The organism is Pseudomonas rhodesiae, assembly GCF_007858255.1.
Classification (GTDB): domain Bacteria; phylum Pseudomonadota; class Gammaproteobacteria; order Pseudomonadales; family Pseudomonadaceae; genus Aquipseudomonas; species Aquipseudomonas rhodesiae.
Genome location: NZ_VFEU01000010.1, coordinates 161,633 through 174,802 on the forward strand (window position 1 = coordinate 161,633; position 13,170 = coordinate 174,802).

Annotated in this window: 10 protein-coding genes and 1 pseudogene; 6 read left to right on the plus strand and 5 right to left on the minus strand. The window is 63.0% G+C overall.

Going from position 1 to position 13,170, the window contains the following annotated elements; genetic code table 11:
* The first annotated feature begins 82 nt into the window (after positions 1-82).
* Entirely contained in the window at positions 83-1,102 is a 1,020-nt protein-coding gene (locus FIV35_RS16710; RefSeq protein WP_034137810.1) for a branched-chain amino acid aminotransferase, read from the plus strand.
* A 793-nt stretch (positions 1,103-1,895) separates the two neighbouring features.
* On the opposite strand, the pseudogene FIV35_RS16715 reads toward FIV35_RS16710, so the two are convergent.
* From FIV35_RS16715 to FIV35_RS16735, 5 genes and pseudogenes are all read right to left on the minus strand, one after another.
* Positions 1,896-2,348, minus strand: a pseudogene (locus FIV35_RS16715) (GNAT family N-acetyltransferase); the annotation flags it as partial.
* Between the two features lie 12 nt (positions 2,349-2,360).
* Complete coding sequence (locus tag FIV35_RS16720; protein ID WP_034137812.1) at positions 2,361-3,194, minus strand: TIGR03915 family putative DNA repair protein; 834 nt, start codon at positions 3,192-3,194, stop codon at positions 2,361-2,363.
* Positions 3,191-4,411, minus strand: a complete 1,221-nt coding sequence (locus FIV35_RS16725; protein WP_034137813.1) for a putative DNA modification/repair radical SAM protein — start codon at positions 4,409-4,411, stop codon at positions 3,191-3,193. Before FIV35_RS16725 ends, FIV35_RS16720 begins: the two co-directional genes overlap by 4 nt.
* Before the next feature lie 128 nt (positions 4,412-4,539).
* Entirely contained in the window at positions 4,540-5,877 is a 1,338-nt protein-coding gene (locus FIV35_RS16730) for a lysine N(6)-hydroxylase/L-ornithine N(5)-oxygenase family protein (protein ID WP_034137814.1), read from the minus strand.
* Between the two features lie 119 nt (positions 5,878-5,996).
* Positions 5,997-6,479 carry a sigma-70 family RNA polymerase sigma factor gene (locus tag FIV35_RS16735; protein WP_034137815.1) on the minus strand — a complete coding sequence of 161 codons (483 nt, stop codon included), beginning with the start codon at positions 6,477-6,479 and terminating at the stop codon, positions 5,997-5,999.
* Positions 6,480-6,743: 264 nt separating this feature from the next.
* Between FIV35_RS16735 and FIV35_RS16740 the strand changes: the two genes are divergently transcribed.
* The 5 genes from FIV35_RS16740 (at position 6,744) to FIV35_RS16760 (ending at position 13,022) form a co-directional block, all read left to right on the plus strand.
* Complete coding sequence (locus FIV35_RS16740) at positions 6,744-7,913, plus strand: efflux RND transporter periplasmic adaptor subunit (RefSeq protein WP_034137816.1); 1,170 nt, start codon at positions 6,744-6,746, stop codon at positions 7,911-7,913.
* Complete coding sequence (locus FIV35_RS16745; RefSeq protein WP_146375019.1) at positions 7,903-9,885, plus strand: MacB family efflux pump subunit; 1,983 nt, start codon at positions 7,903-7,905, stop codon at positions 9,883-9,885. The genes FIV35_RS16740 and FIV35_RS16745 overlap by 11 nt, the downstream gene beginning before the upstream one ends.
* Positions 9,886-9,910: 25 nt before the next feature.
* On the plus strand, positions 9,911-11,293 hold the full coding sequence (locus tag FIV35_RS16750) for an efflux transporter outer membrane subunit (protein ID WP_034137817.1): 1,383 nt from the start codon (positions 9,911-9,913) through the stop codon (positions 11,291-11,293).
* A gap of 104 nt (positions 11,294-11,397) precedes the next feature.
* Entirely contained in the window at positions 11,398-12,147 is a 750-nt protein-coding gene (locus FIV35_RS16755) for an alpha/beta fold hydrolase (RefSeq protein WP_034137818.1), read from the plus strand.
* 107 nt (positions 12,148-12,254) lie between these two features.
* Positions 12,255-13,022, plus strand: coding sequence for a FadR/GntR family transcriptional regulator (locus FIV35_RS16760; protein WP_034137819.1), 768 nt, complete (start codon positions 12,255-12,257; stop codon positions 13,020-13,022).
* Positions 13,023-13,170 lie beyond the last annotated feature (148 nt).

The following is a 13,170-nucleotide window of genomic DNA, read 5'->3' on the forward strand; positions in this document are numbered from 1 at the left end:
CCTGCTCCCACACGAGCCAAGAATGCAGTATTGTTGCGCCCATCCAGAAAAAAATCCGACTTGACCAGAGATAGAGGGTGTCATGGGTAACGAAAGCATCAATTGGGACAAGCTGGGTTTTGACTACATCAAGACCGACAAGCGGTTTCTCCAGACCTGGAAGAACGGCGAATGGCAAGCTGGCACCCTGACCGACGACAACGTGCTGCACATCAGCGAGGGCTCCACCGCCCTGCACTACGGTCAGCAGTGCTTCGAGGGCCTCAAGGCCTACCGCTGCAAGGACGGCTCGATCAACCTGTTCCGCCCGGACCAGAACGCCGCACGCATGCAACGCAGCTGCGCGCGCCTGCTGATGCCGCATGTACCGACCGACGTATTCATCGACGCCTGCAAACAAGTGGTCAAGGCCAATGAGCGCTTCATCCCGCCCTACGGAAGCGGCGGCGCGCTGTACTTGCGCCCGTTCGTGATCGGCACCGGTGACAACATCGGCGTGCGCACCGCGCCGGAGTTCATCTTCTCGGTGTTCTGCATCCCGGTCGGCGCCTACTTCAAGGGCGGCCTGGTGCCCCACAACTTCCAGATCTCCACCTTCGACCGCGCCGCGCCACAGGGCACCGGTGCAGCCAAGGTCGGTGGCAACTACGCCGCCAGCCTGATGCCAGGCTCGGAAGCGAAGAAATCCGGTTTCGCCGACGCGATCTATCTGGACCCGATGACCCACTCGAAAATCGAAGAAGTCGGTTCGGCCAACTTCTTCGGAATCACCCATGACAACAAGTTCATCACGCCGAAGTCGCCTTCGGTGCTGCCAGGCATCACCCGCCTGTCGCTGATCGAACTGGCCCAGACCCGCCTGGGCCTGGAAGTGGTCGAGGGCGAAGTGTTCATCGACAAGCTGGACCAATTCAAGGAAGCCGGCGCCTGCGGCACGGCGGCGGTTATTTCGCCGATCGGCGGTATCCAGTACAGCGGCAAGCTGCACGTGTTCCACAGCGAAACCGAAGTCGGCCCGATCACCCAGAAGCTCTACAAAGAGCTGACCGGCGTGCAGACCGGCGACGTCGAAGCGCCAGCCGGCTGGATCGTAAAGGTCTAACCGCCTGTGGCAGGGGGCTTGCCCTCATGCCACTCAGTTAAGGGCTCAGTTGATCCAGCCCAGGCAATGGCTTTTAAAGTTAGTGGGAGGGGGCTTGCCCCCGATAGCAGTGGCTCAGTCAATGAATCTGTCGACTGATACACCGCATCGGGGGCAAGCCCCCTCCCACATTTGAGCCGGTTCTTTCAGTTAACTGAGGAGGGCGTTTGGATTCTCATATAGGGCAAGCCCCCGATAGCAATGGCTCAGTCAATGAATCTGTCGACTGATACACCGCATCGGGGGCAAGCCCCCTCCCTCATTCGAGCCGGTTCTTTCAGTTAACTGAGGAGGGCGTTTGGATTCTCATATAGGGCTTGCCCCCGATAGCAATGGCTCAGTCAATGAATCCGTCGACTGATACACCGCATCGGGGGCAAGCCCCCTCCCACATTCGAGCCGGTTCTTTCAGTTAACTGAGGAGGGCGTTTGGATTCTCATATAGGGCTTGCCCCCGATAGCAATGGCTCAGTCAATGAATCCGTCGACTGATACACCGCATCGGGGGCAAGCTCCCTCCCACATTCGAGCCGGTTCTTTCAGTTAACTGAGGAGGGCGTTTGGATTCTCATATAGGGCTTGCCCCCGATAGCAATGGCTCAGTCAATGAATCCGCCGACTGATGCACCGCATCGGGGGCAAGCCCCCTCCCACATTCGAGCTGGTTCTTTCAGTTAACTGAGGAGGGCGTTTGGATTCTCATATAGGGCAAGCCCCCTCCCTCATTTACTTTCCGGTGTGCTCAGGCATCGCACGACAACAGCGTCTTCTCCATCACTAACGTGCGCTCATTGCCGTGATCGACCTCACGTACCGTGCGAAACCCCAGCCTGGCGTAAAACGGCTCGGCCGTCAGCGAGGACGGCACACTGAGCGTTGCCACCCCCGCTTCCCGCGCGCGCAGTTCGATTTCACTCATCAATAACCGGCCAATACCCTGCCCTTGCCGCGTCGGGTTGACGAACACCGAGCGCACCACTTTGGCATCCAACGCAGCGGTGCCGACGATCACCCGCCCCTGAACCGCCACCAGCACCACACGCCGCTTGAGCAGCTCGCGCACCGCGCACGGCGTAAAGTTGCTGGCCACCCGCTCAATCACATCCGCCGGATAATCCTGTGCGTTGCTGCCGTACAAAGCCGCCAGGATCACCCGGCTGATTCCCTCGGCATCGTCGGGTTGAGCGAGACGTACGACGGTAGACATGACCCCTCCTGTTTAACCTTGCCCGCTGGCAATACGCTTGCCGGGCTTGCTGCCGATCATCTTGGCCTGACCATCCTTCTGCTTCCCCGTTCGCGCTTCACTGATCAAGCTTGGGATCAACTTACCCTCCGGCAGGTTTTTCCAGAACCGACTGGGCAAGTGGCCTTCCATCACCTTGGGGTTCAACCGCGCCGGGTTGAAGATGTGGCTGTAGTAGGTCAGCCACATGGCGCTGTGGGGGTCTTCGACGTTCTGTGCCAGTTGCTGCCAGGCTTCGGGGCAATGGCGTTGATGAATCAATTGCTGGCCGTCGTAATACACGCCGTCCAACGGTGTGGCGATCATCCAGCGATGGCGGCCCATGCGCCCGATAAAGTGCTGGCTGGCCGATTTCAGAATGTCGTGGGCCGGTTCATGCCAGGCCACGTACTCCGGCAACTCCGGCCCGGCCTCTGGCGGCAACGCGACAAAGCGCACGAACGCGTGCAGGTGATGGGCTTCGCGGCTGACCTGCTTGATCCGCCGCTGCAACTCACTGCCCAGTTTGTCGCCGGCCAGCATCGCGGTGCGGTCGCCGTGGCTGACGCGCCACAGCACTTCATACAACAGGCTCCAGCGCTGGTCGCCGTGGTAGCAGGCGGCCGACTCCAGCAGTTCGAGCAGTGCCTTGGGGATGCGCGCCTGAAACGGCCCCAGCCCGGCAAGGATCGGCTCATCGGTGGCAAACAGGTCCGCCGCCTGGGCCTCGCCCCAACTTACCTGGCTGGGGTCGACCTGATGGCTGAGCAGCCAGCGCGCCTGTTCGCGCCAGGTGCCAAACAGGTTGTCGCATTCCAGGCTGATCATCCCCACAGCCCCATTTGCTGCGGTTGCGGCCGGTCGCGCAGTTGCTCGCGCAGCAACACACTGGTGCTGTCCGCCTGTTGCGGGTGGTAGTCGCTGGTAATGAAAAACGGCTTGGCCTTGGCCAGCACACAGCGCATGCGTGCCAGGTCTTCGAAGCGGATTTTGCGTTCGCGGCGCAGGTCCACCAGGCGCTGGGTGGTGCGCAGGCCGATGCCGGGAATACGCGCGATCAAAGTCGGTTCGGCACGATTGAGGTCCAGGGGGAACACCTCGCGATGCTCAAGGGCCCAGGCCAGTTTGGGGTCGATATCCAGCGCCAGGTGACCGGGGCCTTCGAACAACTCGCCGGCACTGAAGCCGTAGCTGCGCAGCAGGAAGTCGGCCTGGTACAAACGGTGCTCGCGCATCAACGGTGGCGCGGCCAGGGGTACACTTTTGGGGCTATTAGGGATGGGGCTGAACGCCGAGTAGTAGACGCGGCGCAGCTTGAAGTTGCCGTACAACGCTTCGGCGCCATGCAGGATGGTGCTGTCGTCGGTGTCGTCGGCGCCGACGATCATCTGGGTGCTCTGCCCGGCTGGAGCGAAACGCGGCGCGCGAGGCTCGTTGAGGACCGTCTGCTCGCCGGTGTAGATGGTCTGCATGGCCTGCTTGATCGAGCCGATCTGCTTTTCCGGTGCCAGGGTTTGCAGGCTGGCATCGGTGGGCAGTTCGATGTTCACGCTCAGGCGATCGGCATAACGCCCGGCCTCGGCAATCAACGCCGGGTCGGCTTCGGGGATGGTCTTGAGGTGGATATACCCGCGAAAGTCGTGCTCTTCGCGCAGCAGTTTCGCCACCCGGACAAGCTGCTCCATGGTGTAGTCGGCCGAACGGATAATGCCGGAGCTTAGGAACAACCCGCTGACGCAATTGCGCCGGTAGAAATCCAGGGTCAGGGTGACCACTTCTTCCGGGCTGAACCGCGCACGGGGCACGTCGCTGGAGCGGCGATTGACGCAGTACTGGCAGTCGTAAAGGCAGAAGTTGGTGAGCAGCACCTTGAGCAGTGACACACAGCGCCCGTCAGGCGTATAGCTGTGGCAGATGCCCATGCCATCGGTGGAGCCCAGCCCCGCCTTGCCCTCGGAACTGCGCTTGGGCGCGCCGCTGCTGGCGCAGGACGCGTCGTACTTGGCGGCGTCGGCGAGGATGCTGAGTTTTTCGATCAACTGCATGGCGGGCTACCGATACTGGTTTTTTGTACAGTATCAGTGGTAACCCTTTGTCACAAGTACCGCCCGTAGGGGCGAGCTTGGGCGAAAGCACACTGCCTCGCCCTTCCGCCCCGCCCACCGGCGCGAACTCAGCTTGCGGTGGCCAGCAGCAATTCCTCGATTGACCGCCCTTGGCCGCGCCCACGGTCCAGGGCATACAGCGACGCTGCAATCTCATCCGCGCGGATCGGCAGCACCGACAGCAAGGTGTCGCTCAACCCATGGCTGGCCTGGCTGAAGCCCTGGATATAGATGCCGGCGTTGCAGCGCTCGTCGGTGACGATGCGGTAGTCGCGGCTCACTTCGAAATCGCCCATGTAAGTTTCCAGGGGGGCGAGCAGTTCGCGGTGCATCTGGCGCTCATAACCGGTGGCGAGGATGACCGCGTCGTAGTGATGCACGGTCGCTTCACCCGTGGCGTTGTTGCGCAGGGCCAGTTCGATGCCCAACGGGCCGGGCGTGACCTTCTCCACCACGGTCATGGTGCGGAACGCCTGGCGCGCGATGCCGGAGACTTTCTGGCGATAGAAAATGCCGTAGATGCGCTCGATCAGGTCCAGGTCCACCACCGAATAGTTGGTGTTCTGATACTCCGCCACCAACCGCTCACGCTCGGGGCCGACTTGCTGGAACACCAGGTCGGTGAACGCCGGCGAGAACACTTCGTTGACGAACGGGCTGTCATCGGCCGGCTTGAGCGCCGAACCGCGCAGGATCATGTCCACCTGCACCGAGGGGAAGCTGTCGTTGAGGTCGATAAAGGCTTCTGCCGCGCTCTGGCCGCCGCCGATGATCGCGATGCGCATCGGCTTGCCCTCAACACACGGCTGGTTGGCCATGCGCTCCAGGTACTGGGAGTGGTGGAACACGCGGTGGTCGTTCTTGAACGCCTTGAAGGTCTCGGGAATGCGCGGCGTGCCGCCAGCGCTGACCACCACCGAACGGGTGGTGCGCACATGCTGCTCGCCCAGCGCATCGCGGGAGATCACCCGCAAAGCCTCGACCTGCTGATGATGCAGGATCGGCTCGATGGCCAGTACTTCCTCGCCGTAGCGGGCCTGGCTCTGGAAGTGCCCGGCGACCCAGCGCAGGTAGTCGTTGAACTCCATGCGGCACGGGTAGAAGGTGCCGAGGTTGATAAAGTCCACCAGACGGCCGTGGGCCTTGAGGTAGTTGACGAAGGAGTACGGGCTGGTGGGGTTGCGCAGGGTCACCAGGTCCTTGAGGAAGGAAATCTGCAATTCGCTCTGGGTCACCAGGGTATTGCCGTGCCAGCGATAGTCGGCCTGTTTGTCTAGAAACAGCACGTCCAGTTTGCCCTGCGCCTTCTCGCGCTCTTGCAGGGCGATGGCCAGTGCCAGGTTCGACGGGCCGAAACCGATGCCGATCAGGTCGTGAACCGCGGGCGAAGCAATTGCCTGTGTCATTCCAGTGTCCTCTGGATAAGCCCCGTGGCGGTGGGGCGGGAATACCTTCAAGACCTGCACAACAGGTCGTGTGTTGATAGGAAACGAGGACAGTGAAAAAAAATTTAAGCCGTCGACCCTCAGTGCGCATCCCACTCGCGCATCCGCACGCGGCAGTGTTTCATGGCATTGACGATGTTTTTTTCCACCAGGGCGCGGGAGATGCTCAGGCGTTCGGCGATTTGCAGATGGCTCAGGCCATCGAGCTTGCGCAACAGGAAACTCTCGCGGCAGGCCGCCGGCAGTTCGGCCAGGGCGCGCTCAAGCAGTTCCAGGCGCTGGGCCTGATCGTGACTGGCGTGGGGCGTGCCGGCGGCGAAGCGCTCTTCGCTGTCCAACACCTCCAGCGGCTCGACCTGGCGCAAGGCATTGCGCCGATGGCCGTCGATCACAAGGTTCAACGCCGTGCGGTACAAAAAGGCGCGGGGTTGCTCGATGGGGGTATCGCTGGAACGTTCCAGTACCCGCACATAAGCGTCATGCACCACATCTTCGGCCACCTGACGGTTGCCCAGCTTGGCGTTGAGGAAACACACCAGCTCGCGATAGTAGTTTTCCAACATGACTCCCGACCATCTTGAAAACACGCTGCAGGCGCGAGCGTTGTCAGGCCTGCAGAAGGGTGCCATTCGATAATGGCAGTTTGGGTGGGTGCAATTTATAGTAATTCTCATCTACTTTTAAAGAAGACTTGTAACGCCAGCCGTTTTTTTTATGCAAAAGAGCAGTAACGGCCTGTGTAACCACTTAAATTCCAGCGCCCTTATCTCGTTTAACTGTCAGCTCTGCGCAACCGCGCCCTGAACTCTCCTGGCTGGAATCCATCCATGAAACGCCCCCGCCCCGCCCGACGCGCCTTGCTTGTTGTGGCGTGCCTGTTACCGCTGATCGCCGTCGCCGCGTGGCAGGTACTGCCCTCGGGCCGCGACGACCTGACCACCGTCACCGTGACCCGCGGCAATATCGAAAACAGCGTGACCGCCCTCGGTACCCTGCAACCGCGCCGCTATGTGGACGTGGGCGCCCAGGCGTCCGGGCAGATCCGCAAGATCCATGTCGAGGCGGGCGATCAGGTCAAGGAAGGCCAATTGCTGGTGGAAATCGACCCATCAACCCAACAGGCCAAGCTCGACGCCAGCCGCTACGCCATCGAAAACCTCAAGGCGCAATTGCAGGAACAGAAAGCCCAGCACGCGTTGGCGCGCCAGAAGTACCAGCGCCAGCAGCGCCTGGCCAGCGGCAACGCCACCCGTGAAGAAGACGTACAAACCGCCAAGGCCGAGCTGAGCGCGACCCAGGCCCGGGTCGACATGTTCCAGGCCCAGATCCGCCAGGCCCAGGCCAGCCTGCGCAGCGATGAAGCGGAGCTTGGCTACACACGTATTTATGCGCCAATGAGCGGCACCGTGGTGGCGGTGGACGCCCGCGTTGGCCAGACCCTCAACGCTCAACAGCAGACGCCGCTGATCCTGCGCATCGCCAAGTTGTCGCCGATGACCGTATGGGCGGAGGTGTCGGAGGCCGATATCGGCCACGTCAAACCCGGCATGAGCGCCTATTTCACCACCCTGAGCGGCGGCAACCGGCGCTGGAGCAGCACTGTGCGCCAGATCCTGCCGATCCCGCCCAAGCCGTTGAACGAAACCCAGGGCAGCGGCAGCCCCACCAGTTCCAATAAAAGCGGCACCGGCCGCGTGGTGCTGTACACCGTGCTGCTGGACGTGGACAACACCGACAACGCACTGATGGCTGAGATGACCACTCAGGTGTTCTTCGTCGCCGGCCAGGCCAAGGACACCCTCACCGCCCCGGTCGCCGCCCTGCTCGGCAACGGCAACACCGACAAACAGATCGCCCGCGTGGTGATGCCCAACGGCAGCATCGAACAGCGCGAGGTGCGCCTGGGCCTCAGCGACCGCTTGCGGGTGCAGGTGCTCGACGGTTTGAACGAAGGCGACCACCTGTTGATCGGCCCGGTCGACGGCCATGGGGGTTGAGGTGAGTACGCCGCTGATCGAACTCAGGCACATCCGCAAATCCTACGGCGGCGGCGACAGCCCTCAGGTTGACGTATTGCGCGGTATCGACCTGGCGATTCACGCCGGCGAATTCGTGGCGATTGTTGGCGCGTCCGGCTCGGGCAAATCCACCTTGATGAATATCCTCGGTTGCCTCGACCGCCCCAGCAGTGGCGAGTACCTGTTCGCCGGGGAAAATGTCGCGCACCTGGACAGCGACGCCCTGGCCTGGCTGCGCCGTGAAGCCTTCGGTTTTGTGTTCCAGGGTTATCACCTGATCCCGTCCGGTTCGGCCCAGGAAAACGTAGAAATGCCGGCGATCTACGCCGGAATCAGCGCCGCCGAACGGCATGCCCGGGCCAGCGCCCTGCTCACCCGCCTGGGCCTGGCCGAACGGACCGGCAACCGCCCGCACCAGCTCTCCGGCGGCCAGCAGCAGCGGGTGTCCATCGCTCGCGCGTTGATGAACGGCGGGCACATCATCCTCGCCGACGAACCCACCGGCGCCCTCGACAGCCACAGCGGCGCCGAGGTGATGAGCCTGCTCGACGAGCTGGCCAGCCAGGGCCATGTGGTGATCCTGATCACCCACGACCGCGAAGTCGCGGCGCGCGCCAACCGCATCATCGAGATTCGCGATGGCCTGATCATCAGCGATTCGGCATCCGCCCACGACACCGCGACCGCCGCTACCCCCGGCGCCCTGCAAGCGGTGGACCTGCGTCAGCGTCTGGCCGACGGCGCCGAACACAATGGCGCCTGGAAAGCCGAACTGGTGGACGCCGTCCAGGCGGCCTGGCGTGTGATGTGGATCAACCGCTTCCGCACCGCGCTGACGTTGCTCGGCATCATTATCGGCGTGGCGTCGGTGGTGGTGATGCTGGCCGTGGGCGAAGGCAGCAAGCGCCAGGTCATGGCGCAGATGGGTGCGTTCGGTTCCAACATCCTTTATTTGGGCGGTTCATCACCCAACCCACGCACGCCGCTGGGCATCGTCAGTTTGGCCGACGTCGCAGCGCTGGCGGCGCTGCCTCAGGTGCAGCGCATCATGCCGGTCAACGGCAGCGAAGCCGGGGTGCGTTACGGCAACGTCGACTACATGGCGTACGTGGGCGGCAACGACACCAATTTCCCCGACATTTTCAACTGGCCGGTGGTCGAGGGCAGTTACTTCACGGCGGCCGACGAGCGCGCCGGGGCCACGGTAGCGGTGATCGGTCATCGGGTGCGCGAGAAGTTGTTCAAGGGCCTGGTCGACCCGATCGGCCAATACATCCTGATCGAAAACGTGCCGTTCCAGGTCATCGGCGTGCTGGCGGAAAAAGGCGCCAGCTCCGGCAATAAAGACAGCGACGACCGCATCGCCATTCCCTACACCGCCGCCAGCGTGCGCCTGTTCGGTAGCTACAACCCCGAGTACGTGGTGATCGCCGCCGCCGATGCACGCAAGGTGCATGAGGCCGAACAGGCCATCGACCAGTTGATGCAGCGCCTGCACCACGGCAAGCGCGACTACGAGCTGACCAACAACGCCGCGATGATCCAGGCCGAGGCGCGCACCCAGAACACCCTGTCGCTGATGCTCGGTTCGATTGCGGCGATTTCCCTGCTGGTAGGCGGTATCGGTGTGATGAACATCATGCTGATGACGGTGCGCGAGCGTACCCGCGAAATCGGTATCCGCATGGCCACCGGCGCACGCCAGCGCGACATCCTGCGCCAGTTCCTCACCGAGGCGGTGATGCTCTCGGTGGTCGGCGGCCTGTGCGGCATCGCCCTGGCCTTGCTGGTGGGCGGCGTGCTGACGCTGGCCAAGGTGGCGGTGCAGTTTTCCCTGGTGGCGGTGCTTGGCGCGTTTGGCTGTGCGTTGGTCACCGGCGTCGTATTCGGCTTTATGCCGGCCCGTAAAGCTGCCCGGCTCGATCCGGTTAAGGCATTGACCAGTGAATAAACCCTGTATCCCATCGCACCTGGGCATGCTCAGCCTGTGCCTGCTGCTCAATGCCTGCGCCGGCCAACCGCCCAGCGTCGACAGCGGCCTCGCGCCGCCGGCCGCCTGGCAGTACGCCGAACGCGAGGCCGCCCAAAACGTGAACACCCAGTGGTGGACACAGTTCGGCAGTGCGCCGCTCAATCGTTTGATCGAACAGGCGCGGCGCGACAGTTTCGATGTGGCCGCAGCGGTGGCGCGTGTGCGCCAGGCCCAGGCCAGCGCGGTGATTGCCGGCGCGCCGTTGCTGCCGGAGGTGAAGGCCAACCTCACCACCAGCCATCAGAAGCTGCTACGCGGCCCCGGCGGCCCGGACCTCGACGCCAGCGATAGCGACGACGCGGTCAACAACTTTGGCGCCAACCTGACCGCCAGCTACGAAGTGGATTTCTGGGGCGCGCGCGCTGCCGCCCGCGACAGCGCCCTGCACAGCTTGCGGGCCAGCGAATTCGATCAGGCCACCGTGGAACTGACCTTGCTCAGCAACGTCGCCGACCGCTATGCGCAAACCCTCGCCGCCGCGCAGCGCCGGCAGATCGCCGAGTTGAACCTGGCCAACGCGCGGGATGTGCTCGCGCTGGTGCAAACCCGCTATGACGCCGGCTCGGCCACCGCGTTGGAACTGGCCCAACAAAAAAGCCTGGTGGCCGGCCAGCAGCGCCAGTTGCCGTTGATCGCGCAACAGGCCGAAGAATCGCGCATCACCCTCGCCGCCCTTCTCGGCCAACCCGTGCAGGCCCTGGACCTGGGCGCCGAGCCCTTCCAGAACCTGACCTGGCCCGTCATTGGCGCCGGCCTGCCCAGCCAATTGCTCAGCCGCCGCCCGGACATCGCCAAGGCCGAAGCCCAACTGGCGGCGGCGCAGGCGGACGTGACGGTGGCCCGCACCGCCCTGCTGCCCGCCGTGACCCTCGGCGCCACCTTGGGCTCCGACGCCTACAAGGCCGTCGATGTGCTACGCAGCCCCTATTACACGTTGACCGCCGGGCTGGTGGCACCGATCTTCAACAACGGCCGTTTAAGCGCTGAACGGGACAAGGCCCGCGCGCGCCAGGATGAACTGTTGCAAACCTACCGCGGCGCGATCATCAACGCCTTTGCCGACGTGGAAAAAGCCCTCAGCAGCATCACCCGCCTCGACCAGCAGCGCCGATGGCAGGACGAAGAACTGCAGCAGGCGCAGACCGCGTTCCAAATCGCCCAACAACGCTACCAGGCCGGGGCCGCCGACTGGCTGACGGTGCTCGAAACCCAGCGCACCCTGTACGCCGCCCAGGACCTGAACGTGCAGTTGCGACTGTCACGTCTGCAAGCCAGCATCGCGCTCTACAAAGCATTGGGTGGCGGCTGGAACTCTGGCATCCGATAAACAAAACTCCGCTTTCGTACATGAGGCGTCCTCTCACCCTACATTCCCAGCCCCCAGGTCCTTGGTAAAAACGCCGCTGTCATACAGCTGCCCTGGACCTCTCGATGACTGTCGTAAAACACTTGGCGTGCGGTTGCCTCTGGCTGCTGGCAGGCCTTGCCTTTGCCGAGCCGTTGATCAAACCCACCGCCATCGATTGGTTGCTGGACTGCCCGCTGCCCGCTACCGAGCACCTCGACCCCAGCGTGCTGGCGCGCACCCAATGCGGCCTCATATCGGTCCCGCGCAACTACGCAGCGCCCCGCCAGGGCAACCTGCGCCTGTTCGTCACCCGCGTTGGTGCCCGCGAGCCGTTGAGCCGCCAGGGCGTGGTCTTCACCCAAGCCGGCGAACCGGCGCGTAAAAACAGCAGCGGCACCTTCGCCATTCAACTGGCCAGCCGCTGGAATACCCACGCCACCCCGGCCTATCGCACGCTGCTCGATCGCTATGACGTGATCGAACTCAGCGCGCGCACTATCCGCCAGCCCAACGACGTCGAATACGCCGCCCGCGACATGGAATACGTACGTGCCCAACTCGGCGATGCCCAACTGCATTACCTGGGCAACGCTGAAGCCACGCGGCTGGGCAATCGCTACAGCGCGCTGTTCCCCGAACGCGTGGCGCGCATGGTGCTGGTCAACGCCGACCCCGACGACAGCGGCCCCCTGCAAGTCGAACAGCTGCGTCTCAAGGAGCCGGCAAAGGCGGATGCCGGCGCTTGCATCACCCGCTGGATCGGCGACTTTCTGGCCTACGGCAGGCAGCCGCCGCCCTTCACGCGCTGCCTGGATCTGGGCGATTGGCCATAGCACACTGTTTGCGACCCTTTGCCGCCGAAAGCGACCTCTCGCGTTGACGCTCCGGTCGGATCGTTATTAAGTGCTATTTATCCGCATTAATACGATAAATCGCACCCATGCTAAGCCGCCCGCTACGCCGCAAACGCCAGAAGCTCTCCGATGTGATTGTCGAGTCGGTCAAGCGCTCCATCGTCACCGACGCCTTGAAGCCGGGTGATCGGCTGCCCACCGAGCGTGAGCTGATGGAGAGCTTCCAATGCTCGAAAGGCTCGGCCCGCGAAGCGCTCAAGGCCTTGGAGGTCGAAGGCCTGGTCAGCACCCGCACCGGCCCCAGCGGCGGTGCGTACCTGAACCAGGCGGGCACCGAGCCGGCCAGCCGTGCGTTGCGCAACTATCTACACTTCCAGCATTTGGACGGCGAGCAGGTGTACCAATTGCGCAAAGTCATCGAAGTGGAACTGGCGGTGTCGGTGTTGGGTCGCCTGAGCGAAGCCGACTTCCAGGCCCTGCAGGACAACGTGGATTTTTGCAGCGCGCCGGAAGACAGCGAAGCCGGCCAACGCGAACAGCGCCTGGCGGAGTTGGAGTTTCACAACCTGCTGGCCAAGGCCTGTCCTAACCCGTTGCTGAGTTTTATGGCGCAATTTCTCAACGACCTGCTGCGCGACCTGGTGGTGCTGAAAAAAGCCTACAAACCCAAGCGCAAGCAGTTCGACGCGGCCAACCTGGATTATCACAAACAGCTGCTGGTGGCCTTTCGCGCCGGCGATGAACACGCCGTGCGCAGCCTGATGCACGAACATATGTGCGACGCCGAGCACCATATGGCCGCGCTGGAAGGCCAGGTCAGCCCGCACTTCCTTTTGGAGTTCGATCACTCTTAAGAACACGTCGATTCAAGGTGGGAGCGGTTTGCCCTCTCCCCCACCGTGACCACTATCCATGCTCGCCCCAAATAACAGGCCTGCCCACAGGCCCCAGCTCCACCGTATCGCCCTTGCCGCTCCTGCCAATAACTAAACCAGGGAGTCA